The organism is Luteipulveratus flavus, assembly GCF_029439465.1.
GTDB classification, from domain to species: domain Bacteria; phylum Actinomycetota; class Actinomycetes; order Actinomycetales; family Dermatophilaceae; genus Luteipulveratus; species Luteipulveratus flavus.
The window spans coordinates 49,458-70,175 of sequence record NZ_JAROAV010000043.1; the positions used below are offsets into that span (position 1 = coordinate 49,458).

A 20,718-nucleotide genomic window follows, 5' to 3' on the forward strand; every position below is an offset into this window, starting at 1 on the left:
CATGCTGCGGGTATGACGTCGTCCGAGGCGCAGACCACGCCGAGCTATCCGCGGGCGTGGGAGGCGGACGTCGTCCTGCGGGACGGCAGCGTCGCCCACGTCCGGCCGATCCGCCCCGAGGACGCGGAGGCGCTGCAGCGGTTCCACCAGTCCCAGTCGGAGCAGTCGGTCTACCTGCGCTTCTTCGCCCCGCTGAAGCGGCTCAGCGACAAGGACCTGCACCGGTTCACCCACGTCGACCACCACGGACGCGTCGCGCTGGTGGTCGAGGTCGGGGACGCACTGGTGGCCGTCGCCCGGTACGACCGGCTGGAGGGCAACGACGGGCCGACCGCCGAGGTGGCGTTCAACGTCTCCGACGCCATGCAGGGGCGCGGTGTCGGCTCGGTGCTGCTGGAGCACCTCGCGGCGATCGGGCAGGAGGCGGGGGTCCAGCGGTTCGTCGCCGACGTCCTGCCGCAGAACACCAAGATGCTGTCGGTCTTCTCCGACGCCGGCTACGAGGTGAGCCGGCAGTTCGACGACGGCGTGGTCGCCCTCTCGTTCGACATCAGCCCCACCGACCGCAGCGAGGCGGTCCGCGCCGCCCGTGAGCAGCGCGCCGAGTCGGTGAGCGTCCGCTCGCTGCTTCGGCCACGCTCGGTCGCGGTCGTCGGCGTCAGCCGCCGCGAGGCCTCGGTGGGGCGACAGGTGTTCGAGCACCTGCGGGACGCGGGCTTCACCGGCGACCTCTGGGCCGTCAGCAGCGCCGGGGAGCCGGTCGCCGACCGGGCCAGGTACGCGCGGGTGGGGGACATCCCGCAGCCGGTCGACCTGGTGGTCGTCGCGGTGCCGGCGGACGCGGTGCAGGACGTCGTGCTCGACTGCGGCCGGGTCGGTGTCCGGGCGCTGCTGGTCGTCTCCGCCGGTTTCGCCGAGGCGGGTCCGGAGGGGGAGCGGCGGCAGGTCGAGCTGCTGCGCACCGCGCGCCGGTTCGGCATGCGGGTCGTCGGCCCGAACTCCTTCGGCCTCATCAACGCCCGCCCGCAGCAGCGCATGAACGCCTCGCTCGCGCCGCAGATGCCCGCGGCGGGTGCGCTGGGTCTGTTTGCCCAGAGCGGCGCGCTCGGCATCGCCGTGCTGGCGGAGGCCGACCGCCGCAGGCTCGGGCTCAGCGACTTCGTCTCGGCCGGCAACCGCGTCGACGTGAGCGGCAACGACCTGATGCAGTACTGGTTCGACGACGACGACACCCACGCGGTCGCGCTGTACCTGGAGTCGATGGGCAACCCGCGCAAGTTCTCCCGCATCGCCCGCCGGCTGACCGGCCGGAAACCGGTCATCGTCGTCAAGAGCGGTGTGTCGTCGTACGGCGTCCCGCCGGGGCACCGGGTACGCGCGACCCGGGCGCGGCCGTCGGCGTTCCGGGCGATGCTCCGGCAGGCCGGCGTCATCCGGGTCGACGACGTCCACCAGATGCTGGACGTCGCCCAGCTCGTGGTGAACCAGCCGCTGCCCCGAGGCGGTCACGTGGCCGTCGTCGGCAACTCCGACGCCCTCGGGGTGCTCGCCGCCGACGCGTGCGCGGGGCGCGGCCTCGACGTGGTCCACGGCCCGGTGTCGGTACCTGCCGAGGCGGACGCCGCGACGTTCGAGCGCGCGCTGCGAGAGGCGTTCGAGGACCCCGACGTGGACAGCGTGATCGCCTGCTTCATCCCGCCACTGGTCACCGACGGCGCCGAGGTCGCCGCGGTCCTCGCCCGGACCAGCAGCGCGCACGACAAGCCCTGCATCACCACGTTCCTCGGGGTGGACGGCGCTCCGGAGGCGCTCGCGAGCGCAGTGGCCGCGGACGGGACCCGCCGCGTCGTGCCCTCCTACTCCATGCCCGAGAACGGCGTACGGGCGCTCGCTGCCGCTACCCGGTACGGCGAGTGGCGGGCTCGCGACCACGGGCAGCAGGTGCGGCCGGACGGCATCGACCAGGCTGCCGCCGAGCGTCTCGTCGATGCGGTGCTCGCCGGTTCGCCGGACGGCCGCCGGCTGCGGACCGAGGAGGTCACGAGGCTGCTGGCCTGCTACGGCATCGAGGTCTGGCCGACGGTCCCGGTCGAGGACCGCAGGGCGGCCGTGCGGGCCGCGCGCGAGCTCGGTTACCCGGTGGTGCTGAAGTCGGTCTCGCCGCTGGTCCGCCACCAGCCGGTCACCGCGGTCCGGGTCGACATCACCAGCGACGCAGCGATGCGTGGCGCCTACGACGCCCTCGACGAGCGCCTCGCTCCGCTGCACGCGAACCGGATGGTCGTGCAGAAGATGGCGACCCCGGGGACCGCGTGCGTGATCGGCAGCAGCGAGGACCCCTTGTTCGGCCCGGTCGTCAGCTTCGGCCTCGGCGGCGCCCCGACCGAGCTGCTGGACGACATCGGCTACCGCATCCCACCGCTGACCGACGTCGACGTGAGCGACCTGGTGATGTCGGTGAAGGCGGCGCCCCTGCTGCACGGGCACCGCGGCGGTGACCCGGTGGACCGGGCGGCCCTGGAGGACCTGATCGCGCGGGTGTCGGTGCTGGCCGACCACGTGCCCGAGGTCGTCTCGCTCGAGCTGAACCCCGTGAACTGCCATGCGGGCGGGCTGGAGGTGCTCGGTGCGAGCGTGGCCGTCGCGCCGCCCGCCACCCGGGCCGACTCCGGGAGGCGTGCCCTGTCCTGACCAGTGGGACAATCGGGGCCATGGTCTCCCGAGCCCCGCAGGCGATGCTTCCCACCACGCTCACCGACGACATCGTCCAGGCGGGCTACTACCCGGCTCTGGTGGCCGACGTCGTCTCCGCCGCGCTTGCCGGCGAGGAGGTCACCGCTCACCTGGTGCACCAGGAGACCACGCTGGACCAGGAGTCGGTCCGCCGCCACATCACCGTCCTGGCCCTCACGCGCGGCCGGCTGGTCATCGCCCACGCCGACGACCACGCGCCCGACCCGACCTCCAGCATCCACGCCTCGTCGGTCGCCACGGCCTCGACCGAGTGCGTCCCGCTGAGCGCGGTCCGCGGCGTCATGCTGACCCACGTCGTCCCCTCCCCGGACGAGTACGTCCCCGGGACCCTCGGGCGCGAGCTGACCCTGACGCTCGGCTGGGGCACCGTGGCGCGGCTCGACCTCGTCCCGGCGACCTGCGGCGACCCCGAGTGCGAGGCCGACCACGGGTACGAGGGCACGGTCACCGGCGATGACATCTCGCTGCGGGTGAGCGCGGACGCCGAGGGCGAGAACGTCCTCTCGCGCGCCCACGCGTTCGCCGCTGCGCTCTCGGCCGCCATCGGTCAGACCACGCCGTGACCGCAGGCAGCGACACCGTCCAGCCGGTCCTGCCGGCGTACGACGGTGGTGGGCTCGCCGGTGTCCTCCCGTCCGTCGCGGCGTCGCTGGGCGTCGGTACCGGACCGCTGGACCTCGCACCCGCCCGGCGTGCCGTGGTCGTCCTCGTCGACGGACTCGGCATGGAGCTGCTCCGCCAGCGCAAGGGGCACGCGCCGTTCCTGCGGGCGCTGCTCGCGCAGGCTCGCGACCTACGCGCCGGGTTCCCCTCGACCACCGCCACGAGCGTGGGCTCGTTCGGTACGGGCCTGCCGCCCGGCGCGCACGGCCTCACCGGCTACCAGGTGGAGATCCCGGGCGAGGGCCGGCTGTTCAACGAGCTCTCCTGGGAGGGCGGCCCGGACCCGCGCACGTGGCAGCCCGAGCCGACGGTCCTGCAGCGGACCGCGGCGGCCGGCGTCGCGACGACGATGGTCGCGCCGGCGTACTTCGACGGCTCAGGGCTGACGCGAGCTGCGTTGCGTGGCGCCGCTTTTCGGGCGGCCGACGCCCTGGAGGACCGGGTGGACGCCACGCTCTCCGCGGTGCGCAAGGACAGCCGGGCCCTCGTCTACCTGTACTGGGGCGAGCTGGACCGCACCGGCCACGTCCACGGGTGCCAGAGCCGGCAGTGGGGCGAGGAGCTGGAGCACATCGACCGCGAGCTGCGCCGGCTGTCCGACCGGCTCCCGCGCGACTGCTCCCTGACCGTGGTGGCCGACCACGGCATGATCGACATCCCGATGGACGCCCGCATCGACGTCGCGCACGACGGCGAGCTCGCGTCCGGCGTCCGTCTCGTCGGTGGAGAGATGCGGGCCCTGCAGCTGTACTGCGAGCAGGGAGCCGCCGCGGACGTCCTCGCGACCTGGCGCGGCCGGCTCGGCGCCTCGGGGTGGATCCTCTCGCGCGAGGAGGCCGTCGGTCAGGGCTGGTTCGGCCCGGTGCAGGAGCGGGTGATGCCGCGCATCGGCGATGTCGTGGTCGCGTTCCACGAGCCCGTGGGCGTCGTCGACAGCCGGGTGATGCGTCCGGTCGTGCTCGGGCTCCTGGGTCAGCACGGCTCTCTCACGCCCGAGGAGCAGAACGTCCCGATGCTGCACCTCGACGCGCCCGACCAGCGATGAGACGGCGGGTCGCTCGCCACCTAAGGTCGTGCCGTGGCTGAGCTGGTGTTCTTCTCCGGGACGATGGACTGCGGCAAGTCGACGCTCGCGCTGCAGATGGACCACAACCATCGCGCGCGAGGTCGCACGGGCCTGGTCCTCACCAAGCACGACCGGGCCGGGGAGGCCGTGATCTCCTCACGGCTCGGGCTGTCCCGCGAGGCGACCGAGGTCGGGGACGACCTGGACCTGTGGGACCTCGTCGTCGAGCAGGCGACCCACGGCCGCGCCGTGCAGTACCTCATCTGCGACGAGGCGCAGTTCTACACGCCGCAGCAGGTCGAGCAGCTGGCCCGGATCGTCGACGAGATGGACATCGACGTCTACGCCTTCGGCATCACGGCCGACTTCCGGACCGAGCTGTTCCCCGGCTCCCGCCGACTCATCGAGCTGGCCGACCGCACGCAGGTGCCGCAGGTCGAGGCGCTGTGCTGGTGCGGCCGGCGTGCGACCCACAACGCGCGCGTCGTCGACGGACACATGGTCGTCGAGGGCGAGCAGGTCGTCGTCGGTGACACGGCGGGCGCGCCGGCGGGCCAGGTGGAGTACGAGGTGCTCTGCCGCCGCCACTACATGCGCCGGATGACGGCGCACGCCGCCCGTGCGCAGGCGGGCTCTCCCGACCTGCTGCCGTTCGACCTGGACCTGTGCCCGTTGCCCGGTCCGGCGAGCCATGGCTGAGGAGCCCCTGCGCCCGCCGGTCGGCAGGCACAATGGGCGCATGGTCGAGCCGGGGAGCAGCGAGGCTCACGCCACCACGCCGCCGGGACACCCACGCGACGACCGTCGGCAGGGGGATCCGCGCGGCTCGCGCGACGCCACCAGGGGTGTCCCGCGCGGTCCGCGCACCGACCCGATGCCGTCCGGTACGGGCTCCGGCTCGCCGCAGGACCGTTCGTCGCGGGACGCCTCGTCGCAGCGACCCGCGCCGCGTCGCCGGGCCGCTGCCGCCGCCGGCCGGGGTGTCGCGCGCGGTGGGCGAGCAGCCTTCCGGCTGACGGCCACGGCCGGCCGGTCGACCGTACGAGCGGCCAGGCGGGCGAGCGAGGCCGAGGGCGCCGGCGAGTCCGGGCTGGCCCGTCTCATCCAGGTCCACGCGTTCAGCACGGCGGGTGACACGGCGGTGACGGTCGGGCTGGCCGGCACCATGTTCTTCTCCCTGGAGCCGGGGCAGGCCAAGACCCAGGTTTTGCTGTTCCTGCTGCTCACCATGCTGCCGTTCGCGATCGTGGCGCCGCTGATCGGGCCGCTGCTCGACCGGTTCCGGCACGGTCGGCGCTGGTCCATCGGGGCGACCCTCGCGTTGCGGGCGTTCCTGTGCTGGGTGCTCGCGCAGACGGTCAGCGACCACTCCAGCTGGCAGTTCCCCGTCGCCCTCGTGGTGCTGGTCTCCTCCAAGGCCTACCTGGTGACGCGGTCGGCCGCCACGCCCCGCCTGCTGCCCGACGCGCTCACCCTGGTCAAGGCCAACGGCCGGCTGTCGCTCGCCGGCACGGTGGGCGCCGGCATCGGTGGCGGTCTCGCCGCCGCCGCGGCGACGTTCGGCTCCGAGTGGGCCCTGCGCGTCGGGTTCGTGCTGTTCGCCGCCGGCACCGTCCTCGCGATCATGCTGCCCGCCCGGGTCGACTCCGCCATCGGCGAGGAGCAGGCACCCATCCGCGACCTCGCGGCGGCGTCCACCGGTGGTGCCCGACGAGGCATCTCCGGCGATGTCGTCACGGCGCTGCGAGCGAACTCCGGGCTGCGCTGGCTGTCGGGGTTCCTGACGCTGTTCCTGGCCTTCGTGGTGCGCGAGCACCCGCTGCCCGGCTGGGAGGACCGAGCCTCCCTGCTGCTCGCCCTGGTGGTGGGCGCGGCCGGGGTCGGCAACGCCGTCGGCACGATGACCGGCGCGCTGCTACGGGTGAGCTCGCCCCGGGTCGTCGTCCTCGGCGCGCTGCTCGCGGACGCGGTCCTGGTCGTGGTCGCGGCCGTCCACTTCGGGGTCGTCACCGCGGTCGCGGTCGGTCTGGTCGCGGGCATCTCCCAGCAGATGGGCAAGCTCGCGCTGGACGCTCAGATCCAGGACACCGTGCCGGAGGAGGTGCGCACCAGCGTGTTCGCCCGGTCCGAGACGCTGCTGCAGCTGTCCTGGGTGCTCGGGGGCATCCTCGCGGTCCTGCTGCCGACGAACGCCACGGTCGGCATGGTCACCGCCGCCGTCCTGCTCGTGCTGTGGACCAGCGCCGTGATCATCTGGCACACGGGCCGCCGCATCCCCGTTCCCGCGGCTGCCCGCTCCGGGTTGGCCCGCAGACGCGGGCGCTCGGGTTCCGGGCGCCGACGCTCGCGTCCGGCCTTCGAGCCGGCCTCGTCCGGTCGGGTCCCCGAGGCCGGCCGGCCCCTCCCGCACGACCGGTACGAGGATGCGGACGCGCGGCCCGACGCCGAGGACGACGTGGAACGGACGATCCCGATGGACCGCTCCGACACCGGCCGGCGCCCGCCGTCCCCGCGAGGCCCGCAGGACGACGACCGCAGGGACCGCTGGAGCTCGCGCTTCCGCGACTGAGCGCCGCCCGGCGCCCGGCGCCCGGGCCGTCAGTGGTCGCTGCTGGGGCGGGTGCCGAACATGATGTCGTCCCAGCTGGGCACGGCCGGACGTCCGCGCCGTGAACCGCTCTGCCGTGCGGGCACGCGGGTCACCTCCGGGTTCTCACGCTCCTGCGCGACCGGCTCGACGGGGGCCGTGCCATCGGCGCCGTCGTCCTCGAGGTCCTCGTGGGCGTCCTCGTCCTCGAGGTCGGTGTCGTCGGGGCCCTGGTGGCCCTGGTCCTCCAGCTCGTGCGCCGCGGGGTGGGAGCCCATCGGCGGTGCCACGTCGGCCAGGTGGAGGCGCTCGAGCGGTCGGGCGTCGTCCGGCATCTCCTCCGGCGCCACGGGGGTGTCGGTGGGGGAGGGAGCGCGGCGTGGAGGACGCTTACGGCGCTCGGCGGAGCGCTGCCGCATCGCCGACATCAGGTCCAGGGGCTCCTGCTCGGCCTCGGCCGGGACCTCCTGACCGGGACGCGCCCGAGCCCCGGAGCGTGCCTTGCCGGCCGGGTGCCGGTCCTGGGCGTTGACGCCGCCCTCGGCCTCGACGTCGTACACCCGTGCCGGACGGCCGGACCCGCGCCCCGGTGCGCTCGGCGCCGTGCTCGGAGCCTGCTCGTCCTCGCCCAGCCAGCGCGCCTCGTCGTCCGAGGCGGCCAGGGTGCGGTCGCGCGGGTCGAAGCGCCAGGTCGCCCGGCGCTCCCGTCCGCCGGCGGGGAACTCGCACACGACCGTCCACGTGCCGTTCTCGGTCTTCCAGGAGTCCCAGGACACCCGCTCGGACTCGACCCCGCGCTCGTCCAGCCGCGCGGCGGCCCGGGACCCCAGCGTGGGCTGGTCGCCGTCGCGACCGCGTCCGCGCAGCTGCACGGCCCGCGCGAGACCGGCGACGTACTCCCGCTCTGCGCGGATCGGCGGCTCGTACTTGCGGACCTTCTCCTCGCTCCAGCCGGAGCGCTCGGCAACCTCCGGCACGCCCACACCGGCCCTGATCATGGCCTGCACGTCGCGGGGACGCAGCGGCTCCATCGGCTCGTCGGTCAGAGCGGAGTCCGTCCGTGCGGCGCCGCGTTCCCGGCGGGTGGCCTCGCGCAGCGCATCGTCGACGAGTACCCGGTAGCGGGTCCCGTCGGGGCCGGCGAGCAGCACGTGCGCGCCGTCCTCGTGGACACCCACCAGTCGCAGGTCCTGCATCAGTCTCGTCCTTCCTCCGGTCCGCCCGAACCGTCCACCGGCGGTGCCGACGTCCGGTCACCCGCGGCTCCCACCACCCGAGCGTACGGAGCCCGCACCGCCCACGCGGCTCAACTCTGCCACCCCGCGCCGTCCTAAGGGTGCAGGCCACGCCGCCCCGCGTGGGTCGGAGCACCGACGATCGTCCTGCTACCGGGACAGGACGCGGGACCGGCCTCGTAGGCTGGGCAGCAGTCGTCCTGGTGCTCGTCGGCCGCGTGGTCGCCCCGCTCCCGGACCCGACGCCTGCCCCCTGCGAACAGGAGACCCGACGTGACCTCGCCCATCGCGGACCCACCGGACCCGGAGGCCACCGCTGCGACCCCGACCGAGCGGGAGTTCGACCCGGTCGAGCCGGAGCCGGTGCCGGAGGGGGACGAGGACACGGTGCGGCCGTACGACGCCGTCCTGCTCCTGTCCTTCGGCGGCCCCGAGTCGCGCGAGGAGGTCATGCCGTTCCTGCGACGCGTGACCGCCGGGCGGGACATCCCGGACGAGCGGCTGGAGGAGGTCGCCCATCACTACTACCTGATGGGTGGCCGTAGCCCCATCAACGACCAGAACCGCGCGCTGCTGGACGCCTTGCACGCCGAGCTGCGGCGCCGTGGATCGGCCGTCCCCGTGCTCTGGGGCAACCGCAACGCCGAGCCGTTCCTCGCCGACACCCTGCGGGAGGCCCACGGGCGCGGGCTGCGGCGGTTCCTGGTCGTCACCACGAGCGCGTACTCCTCCTACAGCTCCTGCCGGCAGTACCGCGAGGACATCGCGGCCGCGGTCGCCTCGCTCGCCGACGAGGGCCTGGAGGTCGTCGTCGACAAGGTGCGCCCGTACGCGACCCACCCCGGGTTCGCGCGGGCCAACACCCGGCTGGTGACCGATGCGATCCGCGAGGCCGGGCAGCCCGACGACGACCGGCTGCGCGTGGCGTTCGTCACCCACTCGATCCCGATGGGGATGGACGACACCTCCGGGCCGGGCGACGGGGAGGGCAACCTCTACTGGCACCAGCACGACGAGCTCGGGCACGTGATCCTGGACGAGGCCGGCATCACCCTGGACCGCAACCTGCACGGCGCACTCGTCTTCTGCTCGCGCTCCGGCCCGCCCAGCCAGCCGTGGCTGGAGCCGGACATCAACGACCACCTGAGGCAGCTCGCGGGCCAGGGCGTCACGGACGTCGTGGTTGCACCGATCGGCTTCGTCTCCGACCACATGGAGGTCCGGTACGACCTGGACGTCGAGGCAGCCGAGACGGCGGACGAGCTCGGCCTGCGGATGACCCGGGTCCCGACGGTCGGCGTCGACGCCGAGTTCGTCAGCGGCCTGATCGACCTGGTGGAGGAGCGAGCGGCCGAGGCTCGCGGCGAGACTGTCGCCCACCCGGCGTGGCCAGGGGCGGCGATGCCGTCGATCTGCCGGCCCGGGTGCTGCCCGAACCTACGGGTCGCCCGTCCGGCCGCGTGCGGAGCCGACTGATGGCCACGCCGCACGAGCCGAGCCTGTCGGCCGCCGACCTCGGCACCCTGGAGACGATGGCCGCAGACCTCGCCCGCGAGGCCGGGCGGCTCATCGTCGACGAACGTCCGAGCGGCCTGGGTGTCGCCGCGACCAAGTCCAGCCGCACCGACGTCGTGACGGTCATGGACACCCGCAGCGAGGACCTGCTGCGCGAGCGGATCGCCGCCCGCCGCCCGGACGACGGCATCCTCGGCGAGGAGGGCGACAGCATCGAGGGGTCCTCGGGGATCACCTGGGTCCTGGACCCCATCGATGGCACCGTCAACTACCTGTACGACATCCCGCAGTACGCCGTCTCGGTCGCGGCGTGCGTCGGGGACACGTCCACCCCGGGGGCGTGGCGCCCGATCGCGGGAGCGGTCTACCACCCGGTGCTCGGCGAGATGTTCCACGCCCGAGCGGGTTCCGGCGCGTTCCTGCGCGCGCCGAGCGGGGTGCACGCCCTCGCCGTGAGCAATGTCACAGACCTGGACGACGCGCTGCTCGGCACCGGTTTCGGCTACGACGCGGACAAGCGCGGCCGTCAGGGCGAGCTCGTCGCGCGGGTCCTGCCGCGGGTGCGCGACATCCGGCGGGCGGGGAGCGCGGCGCTGGACCTGTGTGCCGTCGCAGCCGGGCGGCTGGACGTCTACTACGAGTCCGGCCTCAACCCGTGGGACCTCGCCGCCGGCCGCCTCGTGGTCGAGGAGGCCGGCGGCGTGGTGGTCGGCCCGGGCGGTGCGGCACCGACGGACGTCCTCGTCGTGGCCGGACCGACCGCCCTGGTCACCCGGGTTCAGCAGCTGATCGAGTAGCGGCGTCGGCTCAGGCCGGGCGCGCCCGGAAGCGGTCGGCTTCCGGGAGGTGCAGGCCGTGGTCCTCCGCGATCCGCAGAAGCGACTCCACCTCGCCGGTGGCCAGCATGCTGTCGTACTCGTCCCGACGACCCCGAGCGTCCTCGAGGCGGGCCGTGGCGTCCTGCAAGCGGACAATCAGCTGTTCGCGCAGCGCGATCATGTCGGCACCTCCTGTGTGGCACTGGCTCCGTCCGCCCGGCGGTCGCCGGGCCGCGATGACCATATGGGGTGGACCGGGCACGCCGGGTGCCGACTCGGTCAAGGCTGGGCAAAGAACCTGCCCGGACCCCGTCTTCGACACGCCGGAGGACACGCGGGAATGACCGGGGCTCGCATCATGTTCGGCGATGAGGCACAATCCCCGCCGAACCGGGCACAAAACCGAACTCCCTGGCGTTGACGCGCGGGACCGGCCAGTGCGGCGGTCGGTTTGGGTATGACGACGTGAGGAGTGGATCAATGGCGACCGACTACGACGCCCCGCGCAAGACGGACGACGATCTCAACGAGGACTCCATCGAGGAGCTGAAGTCCCGTCGGGTCGACAAGAGCGCGAGCAGCGTCGACGTGGACGAGACGGAGCAGGCCGAGGGCTTCGAGCTCCCGGGGGCGGACTTGTCCGGGGAGGAGCTCTCGGTCACGGTCATGCCGCGACAGGCGGACGAGTTCACCTGCTCCAAGTGCTTCCTCGTCCATCACCGCAGCCAGCTCGCCAAGGAGGTCGGCGGCCTGCCGGTCTGCACCGAGTGCGCTGCCTGAGCACGACGGACCTCTTGCAGCACCGATGAATCCGACCACGCGCGTGCAGGTGCGCCGGCTCCACGCCGGCCTCCCGTCGCCCACGTACGCCCGTCCGGGCGACGCGGGAGCGGACCTGTACGCGCGTGCGTGCGTCCGCGGGCCGGGCCACCCGGCGGTGGTCGAGGTCGGCTCGCTCCCGGGCAGGGTTCGGGGGGAGACTGGGCACGAAGACAGCGGCGGCTTCGGCGACATCGGAGCCGGCCTACCGGATCGGACGTCGACCGACGGCGATCTCACCTACAGCACGACGAGGGACTGACCGCAGTGGGCATCTTCAGCCGTAAGAACGCATCGGACCGCGAGGTCGAGGTCGACATCGAGCCGACCGACGAGGTGGCGATCGACGACAGCGCCGACTCCGCGGACGTCCCGTCCGACCGCGCGACCGAGCAGGAGCAGCCCGTGGAGCGCACGCCCGCCGAGCGGGTCGACCGCAGCCGCGGCCCGTTCGACCGGTCCGAGACCGACGAGGTGGACGAGCACCTCGACCTCGGCGCGCTCGCCCTGCGCCCGAGCGCCGGTACCGAGCTGCGCCTGGACGTCGACGAGCAGGGTCAGCAGATCACGGGCGTCACGGCCGTCCAGGGGGAGTCCGCCGTGCAGATGCAGGTCTTCGCCGCGCCGAAGACCAGCGGTGTCTGGAAGGACATCCGGCACGAGATCGCCGACAACCTGATCAGCGCCGGCGGCACCGCCGATGAGTACGAGGGCGAGCTGGGTACCGAGCTGCACGCCCGGATGCCCTCCCGCGGGGCCGACGGGCGCACGACGTACTCGCCGGTGCGGTTCGTCGGCGTCGACGGTCCTCGCTGGTTCCTGCGCGCGGTGCTGTCCGGCCGGGCGGCCGTGGAGGACCAGGCGGCCGAGCAGATGCTCGAGGTCGTCCGCAGCGTCGTCGTCACCCGGGGCACCGAGGCGCGCGCACCGCGCGAGCTGCTGGAGCTGACCATCCCGCAGGATCTGCTGGCCGCTCAGCAGCAGGCCGAGGAGCCGCAGACCGGCGACGACCTGCGCCCGTTCGAGCGCGGCCCCGAGATCACCGAAGTCCGCTGAGGCGCAGGGAGATCCGCGATGAGCCGTCTACCCTCGCCCGAGGAGTCCGGTAGCCGCCGGGAGCGGCTGCTGGAGCGCATGGCGCACCGGCTGACCCGCCCGCAGAGTCAGATCGAGGCGGAGGAGCTGCGCGAGCGGACCTCCGCGATGGGCGGGACCCCGATCTGCGACGTGTGCGACCGCGAGATGGCCCAGGTGTGCGGGACGGTCCGCAGCGTCAGCCTCCGTCCGCGCGCCGACCACGTGCCGGCCCTGGTCGTCGACCTGGACGACGGCAGCCGCAGCATGCGACTGGTCTGGCTCGGTCGTCGCAAGATCGCCGGCATCGCTCCGGGGACGTACCTGAAGGCGACGGGGCGCGTGGCGATGAAGGGCGGCGTCCCCACGATCTTCAACCCCTCGTACGAGCTCAAGGCCCGCTGAGCCGAGCCGCCGGCCGGCTCAGTCCTCCCGGCGGATCCGGATCTCCTGCGGGTCCCGGCCGGTGAGGCTGGTCGCCAGCTCGAGCTCGGCGGCCGGCGTCGCCAGGAAGAGCAGCTCGTCCAGCGCCTCGATGGCGTCGTCGTCGGTCGGGGCGATCGGCTTCTCCTCGCGGATGATGCCGACCAGCACGCACTCGGGCGGAAGGTTCAGGTCGGCGACCCGGCGGCCGACGTACGGACTCGTCGACGGCAGCGTGACCTCGACCATCGTGGCCTTGCCCTGCTGGAACTCGAACAACCGGACCAGGTCGCCGATGCTGACGGCCTCCTCGACCAGCGCCGTCATCAGACGCGGCGTCGAGACGGCGACGTCGACACCCCAGGCCTCGTCGAACATCCACTCGTTCTTGGGGTTGCTCACCCGCGCCACGGTGCGGGCGACGCCGAACTCGGTCTTGGCCAGCAGCGAGACGACCAGGTTGACCTTGTCGTCACCGGTCGCGCACACGACGACGTCCGCCTCGGACAGCCCCGCCTCCTGCAGGGTGGTGATCTCGCACGCGTCGGCCAGCAGCCAGGAGGCCTCCGGCACCGAACGGGTGCGGGACTCCTCGGCGTACTTGTCGATCAGCAGCACCTGGTGCTCGTTGTAGATCAGCTCTCGGGCGATGGACCGGCCCACACTGCCGGCTCCGACGACGACGACTCGCATGTCAGGCTCCCTCGCTCACAGATCCGCAGGCGGCTGTGCGGACAGCACGGACCCGACCTGCTCCAGCCGGTCGGTCGTCGTCAGGACGTAGACGATGTCGCCCTCCTGGTAGGCGGTGTCGTCGGCGGGGAGGAAGCTCTCGCCGAGCCGCGTCACGTAGGCGACCCGGGTCCCGGCCTCGGTGACGATCCGGGAGAGCCGGTGGCCGACCCAGCCCAGGTGGACCGGGACCTCGGCGACGACGACCCGACCGCTGGGGTCGGTGTGCACCGGGACGGCGCCCTGGGGCAGCAGCCGGCGCAGCACCTGGTCGGAGGTCCAGCGCACGGTCGCGACCGTGGGGATGCCGAGCCGCTGGTAGATCTCGGCGCGGCCCGGGTCGTAGATGCGGGCGACGACGTGCTCGACGTCGAAGGTCTCCCTGGCGACCCGGGCGGCGAGGATGTTGGAGTTGTCACCGCTGCTCACGGCCGCGAACGCGTACGCCTCGTCGATGCCGGCCTGGACCAGGGTCTGCCGGTCGAACCCGATGCCCACGACACGGCGTCCCTCGAACCCGCTGCCGAGCCGGCGGAACGCGGCCTCGTCGCGATCGATCACGGCGACGGAGTGGCCCTGCTGCTCGAGGCTGCGCGCGAGGGTCGAGCCGACACGGCCACAGCCCATGATCACGAAGTGCACGCCCGCGACCGTACCCCAACGCCGTCGTTACCAAGCGTGAGCCTGCGCGACCTACACTCTCGACTCGTGCCCATGACCGGTCGGATCCTCAAGCGGCTCCTGGTCGGCAGGAAGATGAGCAGCGACAAGCTGGGCGAGACCCTGCTGCCGAAGAAGCTCGCCCTGCCGATCTTCGCCAGCGACGCGCTGTCGTCCGTGGCCTACGCGCCCGACGAGATCTTCATCACCCTCGGCATGGGTGGTGGCGCCCTCGCGCTCACCCACTCCTGGCAGATCGCCCTCGCGGTGATCGCGGTGATGGCGGTGGTCGTCGCGTCCTACCGGCAGAACGTCCACGCATACCCCTCCGGCGGCGGCGACTACGAGGTGGCCACGGTCAACCTCGGGCCCAAGGCGGGCCTGACCGTCGCGAGCGCGCTCCTGGTCGACTACACGCTGACGGTGGCCGTCTCGGTGTCCTCCGGCGTGCAGAACGCCGGTGCGGCGCTGGGCTTCATCCGCGGGCACGAGGCCCTGGTCGCCGTCGTGCTCGTCGTGCTCCTGACGGCGATGAACCTGCGCGGCGTGCGCGAGTCCGGCTCCCTGTTCGCGCTGCCGGTCTACCTGTTCATGTTCGGCGTGCTCGCGCTCGCGGTCGTCGGGTTCATCCGCAAGAGCACCGGGCACCTGCCGATGGCGGAGAGCGCCAAGTTCGAGCTGGTACCCCAGGACGGGATGGAGACGATCGGCTCGGCGGCAATGGTCTTCCTGCTGCTGCGCGCGTTCTCCAGCGGCTGTGCGGCGCTGACCGGTGTGGAGGCCATCTCCAACGGTGTGCCGGCGTTCCGCAAGCCCAAGAGCCGCAACGCCGCCTCGACCCTGTTGCTGATGGGCGGCATCGCCGTGGTGATGCTGTTCTCGATCATCACGCTCGCGCGCTGGACCGGCATCCAGATGGTCGATCCGGAGCACCCGGACCAGCTCACCGACAATGGCGTTCCGGTCGGTCCGGGGTACGAGGAGGACACCGTCCTCGGCCAGCTGGCCCACTCGGTCTTCCAGGGCTTCACCCCGGGGATCGTCTACATCTCGATCGTCGCCGCGCTGATCCTGGTGCTGGCCGCGAACACCGCCTTCAACGGCTTCCCGGTGCTGGCCTCGATCCTGGCCAAGGACGGCTTCCTGCCTCGGCAGCTGCACACGCGCGGCGACCGGCTCGCCTACTCCAACGGCATCCTGATCCTCGCCGGCGCCGCGATCTTCCTGATCGTTGCGTACGACGCGGAGACGACGCGGCTGATCCAGCTCTACATCGTCGGGGTGTTCGTCTCCTTCACCGTCAGCCAGGTCGGGATGATCCGGCACTGGAACCGCCACCTGCTGACCGAGCAGGACCCCGCACACCGGCGGCGGATGCAACGGTCCCGGGTGATCAACGGCGTCGGCGCGGCGATGTCGGGCACCGTCCTGGTCGTCGTCCTGCTGACCAAGTTCATCCACGGCGCCGGCCTGGCCATCGCGGCGATGTGCGTGCTGTTCGTGATCATGCTGGCGATCCGCAAGCACTACCAGCGGGTGCGCGAGGAGCTCGCCCTGGACGAGGACATCGACGACAGCATCCTGCCGTCCCGGGTCCACGCCATCGTGCTGGTCTCCAAGATCCACAAGCCGACGCTGCGTGCGCTCGCGTACGCCCGGGCGACGCGCCCCTCGATGCTGGAGGCGGTGACGGTCGACGTCGACGAGGAGGAGACCGCCGCGCTGCTGGCCGAGTGGGAGCGGCGCGAGATCCCGGTCACCCTCAAGACCCTGGCGAGCCCGTACCGCGAGATCACCCGGCCGGTCGTCAGCTACGTGAAGTCGATCCGCCGGGACAGCCCGCGGGACGTCGTCATGGTCTACATCCCGGAGTACGTCGTCGGCCGCTGGTTCGAACAGCTGCTGCACAACCAGTCGGCGCTGCGGCTCAAGGGCCGGCTGCTGTTCACGCCCGGCGTGATGGTCGCCAGCGTCCCGTGGCAGCTGCGCTCCGCCGAGGGCGCCGAGGGCCGTTACGACGGCCCGTCGGTCGGTTCGGTCCGGCGGGGCGGCGGATGAGCCCGTCACCGGAGCGGTCGCGTCGGCGCCGCGGACGGGGGCGGCCGCGCGGCGGCCAGGCCCCCCGCGGCCGTGCGCCGCAGGGCGACCCGCGCACGGGGGAGAGGTTCACCCTCGACGTCGGCGAGGTCGCGCACGGCGGCCACTGCGTCGCCCGGCACGAGGGCCAGGTCGTCTTCGTCCGCCACGCCCTCCCCGGTGAGCGCGTCGTCGCGGTCGTCACCTCCGGCACCACCCGCTCCTCCTTCCTGCGCGCCGACGCCGTGGAGATCCTCACGGCGTCTCCGCAGCGACGGGAGGCGCCGTGCCCGTACGCCGGTCCGGGGCAGTGCGGCGGCTGCGACTGGCAGCACACCTCCGCCGCGTACGGCCGCGAGCTCAAGGCCCGCGTGGTGCGCGAGCAGCTCTCCCGCCTGGCGGGCCTCGACCTGCCGGTCGTGGTCGAGCCGGTGCCCGGGGACGAGGACGGGCTGCGCTGGCGGACGCGCGTCGAGCTGGCGGTCGGGCCCGACGGCCGCGCGGGCATGCGGCGGCACCGCTCCCACGAGGTGCTGCCCGTGGACGACTGCCTCATCGCCGACGAGCAGGTGGCCGGCTCCGGCGTCCTGCAGGAGCGGTTCGGGGTCGGCGTGCACGGTGTCGACGTCGCGCACAGCTCGACCGGCGAGCTCGCCGTCGTGACCCTGCCGGAGACGGGGGAGGTGCCGACCCTCACCGAGGAGGTCCGCGTCGACGCGAGCCCCCTGCGCCTGGAGGTCAGTGCCCGCGGCTTCTGGCAGGTGCACCCCGGGGCGGCTCGCACGTTCGTCCAGCACGTGCTCGACGAGCTGGACGCCCGGCCGGGCGAGTCCGTCCTGGACCTCTACTGCGGCGTCGGTCTGTTCGCCGCCTCCCTCGGCGAGCGTGTCGGTCCCTCCGGTTCGGTGCTCGGCATCGAGGGCGACCGTCGGGCGGTGGAGGACGGACAGCGCAACGTCGAGCGCCTGGCACACGTGCAGGTCGAGCGCGCCGAGGTGGGGCGCTGGGTCGAGACGGGCCCGACCGAGCCGGTCGACCTGGTGGTCCTGGACCCACCGCGGTCCGGTGCCGGCCGCACGGTGATGGAGCGCGTGCTCGCCCGCGGACCCCGCGCGGTGGCGTACGTCGCCTGCGATCCCTCCGCGCTCGGACGTGATCTCGCGTACGGCGCGGAGGCGGGTTACGAGGTTCGCACCCTGCGGGCCTTTGACGCCTTCCCCATGACCCACCATGTTGAGTGTGTGGCGGTACTCGTCCCGACAGCCGGCGCCGCCGCCGGTGAGGCGGACCTGGGCTGAGCGCCGCCATGACGGTGTGGTTTGATTATCTTGACGTCAAGATAAATACACGGTTCAGGACCAACGAAGGAGTCGCCGTGAGTTCCAGCACCAACAGCTTCGGTGCACAGGGCACCCTCTCCGTGGGTGACCAGTCGTACGAGATCTACCGGCTGAAGTCGGTCGAGGGCAGTGAGACCCTGCCGTTCAGCCTCAAGGTGCTGCTGGAGAACCTGCTGCGCACCGAGGACGGCGCCAACATCACCGCCGACCAGATCCGCGCCCTCGGTGGGTGGGACGAGAAGGCCGAGCCCGACACCGAGATCCAGTTCACGCCCGCGCGCGTGATCATGCAGGACTTCACCGGCGTGCCCTGCGTCGTCGACCTCGCGACGATGCGTGAGGCCGTCGCCGAGCTCGGTGGCGACGCCAAGAAGATCAACCCGCTCGCTCCGGCCGAGATGGTCATCGACCACTCCGTCATCATCGACGTGTTCGGCCGCCCCGACGCGTTCGAGAAGAACGTCGAGATCGAGTACGGCCGCAACAAGGAGCGCTACCAGTTCCTGCGCTGGGGTCAGACGGCGTTCGACGACTTCAAGGTCGTCCCCCCGGGCACCGGCATCGTGCACCAGGTCAACATCGAGCACCTCGCCCGTACGGTCATGGTCCGCGACGGCAAGGCGTACCCCGACTCCTGCGTCGGCACCGACAGCCACACCACCATGGTCAACGGCCTGGGCGTGCTCGGCTGGGGCGTCGGCGGCATCGAGGCCGAGGCCGCGATGCTCGGCCAGCCAGTCTCGATGCTCATCCCGCGCGTGGTCGGTTTCAAGCTGACCGGTGAGATCCCCTCGGGCGCGACCGCGACGGACGTGGTGCTCACGATCACCGAGATGCTGCGCAAGCACGGTGTCGTGGGCAAGTTCGTCGAGTTCTACGGCGACGGTGTCACCTCGGTGCCGCTGGCCAACCGCGCCACCATCGGCAACATGAGCCCGGAGTTCGGCTCCACCTGCGCGATCTTCCCGATCGACGACGTCACGCTCGACTACCTGCGCCTGACCGGTCGCTCCGACGAGCAGGTCGCCCTGGTCGAGGCGTACTGCAAGGAGCAGGGCCTCTGGCACGACCCGAGCACCGAGGCGCGGTACTCCGAGTACCTCGAGCTTGACCTCGGCTCCGTCGTGCCGTCCATCGCCGGCCCGAAGCGCCCCCAGGACCGCATCGAGCTCTCCGCGGCCAAGGAGTCCTTCCGCAAGGTGCTGCCGACGTACGTCGCGCACGAGGAGGGTGACGCCGGCGCGGCGACCAGCTTCCCGGCCAGCGACCCGAACCCGGCGGGCAGCCCGGACGGCCTCAACGGCGGGTCCAAGCCGGCCGAGGCCGACGGCTCGCAGCGCGCGTCGAAGAAGGTCCCGGTCACGCTCGCCGACGGCCGGACGTTCGAGATCGACCACGGCATCGTGGCGATCAGCTCGATCACCAGCTGCACCAACACCTCCAACCCCTCGGTGATGCTCGCGGCCGCGCTGCTGGCCAAGAACGCCGTCGAGAGGGGCCTGGAGTCCAAGCCGTGGGTCAAGACGTCCATGGCGCCGGGCTCGAAGGTCGTCACCGACTACTACGAGAAGGCCGGCCTGTGGCCGTACCTGGAGAAGCTCGGCTTCCACCTCGTGGGCTACGGCTGCACCACCTGCATCGGCAACTCCGGTCCGCTGCTGGAGGAGATCTCCCAGGCGATCCAGGACAACGACCTGGCCGTCACCTCGGTGCTGTCCGGTAACCGCAACTTCGAGGGCCGGATCAACCCGGACGTCAAGATGAACTACCTGGCCTCACCGCCGCTGGTCATCGCCTACGCCCTCGCCGGCACGATGGACTTCGACTTCGAGGCCGACGCCCTCGGTCAGGACGCCGATGGCAACGACGTCTTCCTGAAGGACCTGTGGCCGTCTCCGGCGGACGTCGAGGCGACCATCGCGTCCTCGATCAACCAGGAGATGTTCACCAAGGACTACGCCGACGTGTTCGCCGGTGACGAGCGCTGGCAGTCGCTGCCGACGCCGGAGGGTGACACCTTCGACTGGGACGGCGAGTCGACGTACGTGCGCAAGCCCCCCTACTTCGAGGGCATGCAGTCCACGCCGTCCCCGGTGCAGGACATCGCCGGCGCCCGCGTGCTCGCCAAGCTGGGTGACTCGGTCACGACCGACCACATCAGCCCGGCCGGCGCGATCAAGGCCGACAGCCCGGCGGGCCGCTACCTCACCGAGCACGGTGTCGACCGCAAGGACTTCAACTCCTACGGCTCGCGTCGCGGCAACCACGAGGTCATGGTGCGCGGCACCTTCGCCAACATCCGGCTGCGCAACCAGCTGCTGGACGGCGTCGAGGGCGGTTTCACCCGTGACTTCACCCAGGACGGCGAGCAGGTGGCGATCTTCGACGCTTCGGCGAGCTACCAGGAGGCCGGCATCCCGCTGGTCGTCCTCGGCGGCAAGGAGTACGGCTCCGGCTCCTCCCGCGACTGGGCGGCCAAGGGCACCCGGCTGCTCGGCGTGAAGGCGGTCATCACCGAGTCGTTCGAGCGCATCCACCGCTCGAACCTGATCGGCATGGGCGTGCTGCCGCTGCAGTTCCCGCAGGGGCAGAACGCCGACTCGCTGGGCCTGGACGGCACCGAGACGTTCGACATCTCCGGCATCACGGCGCTGAACGAGGGCACCACGCCGAAGACCGTCCACGTCACCGCCACCAAGGACGGCGGCGAGAAGGTGGAGTTCGATGCGGTCGTCCGCATCGACACCCCCGGTGAGGCGGAGTACTTCCGCAACGACGGCATCCTGCAGTACGTCCTCCGCTCGCTGGTGGGCGAGGCGAAGTAGTCCCTCGGACGCTCAGACGGCGCCCGGTCGTCCCCGCGGGGGGACGACCGGGCGCCGTCGCGTCTGCGGCCCGGCTCCGGGCCGCGATGGTCAAGAGATGGTCTGCTCGGACGTTCGGCGAAAGTATGCGT

At 72.3% G+C, this 20,718-nt stretch carries 17 protein-coding genes; 13 read left to right on the plus strand and 4 right to left on the minus strand.

Going from position 1 to position 20,718, the window contains the following annotated elements:
- Positions 1-12: 12 nt before the first annotated feature.
- Genes P4R38_RS16395 through P4R38_RS16415 form a run of 5 tightly spaced genes read left to right on the plus strand, consistent with a single transcriptional unit; the run spans position 13 to position 7,052 of the window.
- Entirely contained in the window at positions 13-2,691 is a 2,679-nt protein-coding gene (locus P4R38_RS16395; RefSeq protein ID WP_277193103.1) for a bifunctional acetate--CoA ligase family protein/GNAT family N-acetyltransferase, read from the plus strand.
- Positions 2,692-2,711: 20 nt separating this feature from the next.
- Positions 2,712-3,317 (plus strand): DUF5998 family protein, encoded by a 606-nt coding sequence (locus tag P4R38_RS16400; protein ID WP_277193104.1) that lies wholly within the window; start codon positions 2,712-2,714, stop codon positions 3,315-3,317.
- Positions 3,314-4,462 carry an alkaline phosphatase family protein gene (locus P4R38_RS16405; protein ID WP_277193105.1) on the plus strand — a complete coding sequence of 383 codons (1,149 nt, stop codon included), beginning with the start codon at positions 3,314-3,316 and terminating at the stop codon, positions 4,460-4,462. Before P4R38_RS16400 ends, P4R38_RS16405 begins: the two co-directional genes overlap by 4 nt.
- A 33-nt stretch (positions 4,463-4,495) precedes the next feature.
- Positions 4,496-5,182: a thymidine kinase gene (locus P4R38_RS16410; RefSeq protein ID WP_275239369.1), complete on the plus strand. Its 687-nt coding sequence runs from the start codon at positions 4,496-4,498 to the stop codon at positions 5,180-5,182.
- 40 nt (positions 5,183-5,222) lie between these two features.
- On the plus strand, positions 5,223-7,052 hold the full coding sequence (locus tag P4R38_RS16415) for an MFS transporter (RefSeq protein WP_277193106.1): 1,830 nt from the start codon (positions 5,223-5,225) through the stop codon (positions 7,050-7,052).
- A gap of 29 nt (positions 7,053-7,081) precedes the next feature.
- Here the strand turns inward: P4R38_RS16415 and sepH are convergent, their stop codons facing one another.
- Positions 7,082-8,266 carry a septation protein SepH gene (gene sepH, locus P4R38_RS16420; RefSeq protein ID WP_277193107.1) on the minus strand — a complete coding sequence of 395 codons (1,185 nt, stop codon included), beginning with the start codon at positions 8,264-8,266 and terminating at the stop codon, positions 7,082-7,084.
- Positions 8,267-8,692: 426 nt separating this feature from the next.
- Here sepH and P4R38_RS16425 point away from each other — a divergent pair, with 426 nt between their 5' ends.
- Complete coding sequence (locus P4R38_RS16425) at positions 8,693-9,781, plus strand: ferrochelatase (protein ID WP_277193169.1); 1,089 nt, start codon at positions 8,693-8,695, stop codon at positions 9,779-9,781.
- Entirely contained in the window at positions 9,781-10,617 is an 837-nt protein-coding gene (locus P4R38_RS16430; protein ID WP_277193108.1) for an inositol monophosphatase family protein, read from the plus strand. The genes P4R38_RS16425 and P4R38_RS16430 overlap by 1 nt, the downstream gene beginning before the upstream one ends.
- A gap of 10 nt (positions 10,618-10,627) precedes the next feature.
- On the opposite strand, the gene P4R38_RS16435 is transcribed toward P4R38_RS16430, so the two are convergent.
- Positions 10,628-10,819 carry a hypothetical protein gene (locus tag P4R38_RS16435; protein WP_275239374.1) on the minus strand — a complete coding sequence of 64 codons (192 nt, stop codon included), beginning with the start codon at positions 10,817-10,819 and terminating at the stop codon, positions 10,628-10,630.
- Positions 10,820-11,118: 299 nt separating this feature from the next.
- Here P4R38_RS16435 and P4R38_RS16440 point away from each other — a divergent pair, with 299 nt between their 5' ends.
- From P4R38_RS16440 to P4R38_RS16450, 3 genes are all read left to right on the plus strand, one after another.
- Entirely contained in the window at positions 11,119-11,418 is a 300-nt protein-coding gene (locus P4R38_RS16440) for a DUF4193 domain-containing protein (protein ID WP_275239375.1), read from the plus strand.
- Positions 11,419-11,724: 306 nt separating this feature from the next.
- Positions 11,725-12,513 (plus strand): DUF3710 domain-containing protein, encoded by a 789-nt coding sequence (locus P4R38_RS16445; protein WP_277193109.1) that lies wholly within the window; start codon positions 11,725-11,727, stop codon positions 12,511-12,513.
- A gap of 18 nt (positions 12,514-12,531) precedes the next feature.
- A complete protein-coding gene (locus tag P4R38_RS16450; RefSeq protein WP_409201278.1) occupies positions 12,532-12,936 on the plus strand; it encodes an OB-fold nucleic acid binding domain-containing protein in 405 nt (134 codons plus the stop codon).
- An 18-nt stretch (positions 12,937-12,954) separates the two neighbouring features.
- On the opposite strand, the gene P4R38_RS16455 is transcribed toward P4R38_RS16450, so the two are convergent.
- Together P4R38_RS16455 and P4R38_RS16460 are read right to left on the minus strand one after the other, a co-directional pair.
- Entirely contained in the window at positions 12,955-13,647 is a 693-nt protein-coding gene (locus tag P4R38_RS16455; protein ID WP_275239378.1) for a potassium channel family protein, read from the minus strand.
- A 15-nt stretch (positions 13,648-13,662) separates the two neighbouring features.
- Entirely contained in the window at positions 13,663-14,328 is a 666-nt protein-coding gene (locus tag P4R38_RS16460; RefSeq protein WP_275239380.1) for a potassium channel family protein, read from the minus strand.
- 72 nt (positions 14,329-14,400) lie between these two features.
- Between P4R38_RS16460 and P4R38_RS16465 the strand changes: the two genes are divergently transcribed.
- From P4R38_RS16465 to acnA, 3 genes are all read left to right on the plus strand, one after another.
- A complete protein-coding gene (locus P4R38_RS16465; protein ID WP_275239434.1) occupies positions 14,401-16,404 on the plus strand; it encodes an APC family permease in 2,004 nt (667 codons plus the stop codon).
- Positions 16,401-17,720, plus strand: coding sequence for a class I SAM-dependent RNA methyltransferase (locus tag P4R38_RS16470; RefSeq protein WP_277193110.1), 1,320 nt, complete (start codon positions 16,401-16,403; stop codon positions 17,718-17,720). Before P4R38_RS16465 ends, P4R38_RS16470 begins: the two co-directional genes overlap by 4 nt.
- A 77-nt stretch (positions 17,721-17,797) precedes the next feature.
- Positions 17,798-20,587 carry an aconitate hydratase AcnA gene (acnA, locus tag P4R38_RS16475; protein WP_277193111.1) on the plus strand — a complete coding sequence of 930 codons (2,790 nt, stop codon included), beginning with the start codon at positions 17,798-17,800 and terminating at the stop codon, positions 20,585-20,587.
- Positions 20,588-20,718: the final 131 nt, after the last annotated feature.

Excerpts from the sequence above, each read along its gene's own strand:
- P4R38_RS16395 (WP_277193103.1), top strand. The coding sequence starts at position 13 with ATGACGTCGTCCGAGGCGCAGACCACGCCGAGCTATCCGCGGGCGTGG.
- P4R38_RS16400 (WP_277193104.1), top strand. The coding sequence starts at position 2,712 with ATGGTCTCCCGAGCCCCGCAGGCGATGCTTCCCACCACGCTCACCGAC.
- P4R38_RS16415 (WP_277193106.1), top strand. The coding sequence starts at position 5,223 with ATGGTCGAGCCGGGGAGCAGCGAGGCTCACGCCACCACGCCGCCGGGA.
- sepH (WP_277193107.1), bottom strand. The coding sequence starts at position 8,266 with ATGCAGGACCTGCGACTGGTGGGTGTCCACGAGGACGGCGCGCACGTG.
- P4R38_RS16430 (WP_277193108.1), top strand. The coding sequence starts at position 9,781 with ATGGCCACGCCGCACGAGCCGAGCCTGTCGGCCGCCGACCTCGGCACC.
- P4R38_RS16435 (WP_275239374.1), bottom strand. The coding sequence starts at position 10,819 with ATGATCGCGCTGCGCGAACAGCTGATTGTCCGCTTGCAGGACGCCACG.
- P4R38_RS16440 (WP_275239375.1), top strand. The coding sequence starts at position 11,119 with ATGGCGACCGACTACGACGCCCCGCGCAAGACGGACGACGATCTCAAC.
- P4R38_RS16450 (WP_409201278.1), top strand. The coding sequence starts at position 12,532 with ATGAGCCGTCTACCCTCGCCCGAGGAGTCCGGTAGCCGCCGGGAGCGG.
- P4R38_RS16455 (WP_275239378.1), bottom strand. The coding sequence starts at position 13,647 with ATGCGAGTCGTCGTCGTCGGAGCCGGCAGTGTGGGCCGGTCCATCGCC.
- P4R38_RS16465 (WP_275239434.1), top strand. The coding sequence starts at position 14,401 with ATGACCGGTCGGATCCTCAAGCGGCTCCTGGTCGGCAGGAAGATGAGC.
- P4R38_RS16470 (WP_277193110.1), top strand. The coding sequence starts at position 16,401 with ATGAGCCCGTCACCGGAGCGGTCGCGTCGGCGCCGCGGACGGGGGCGG.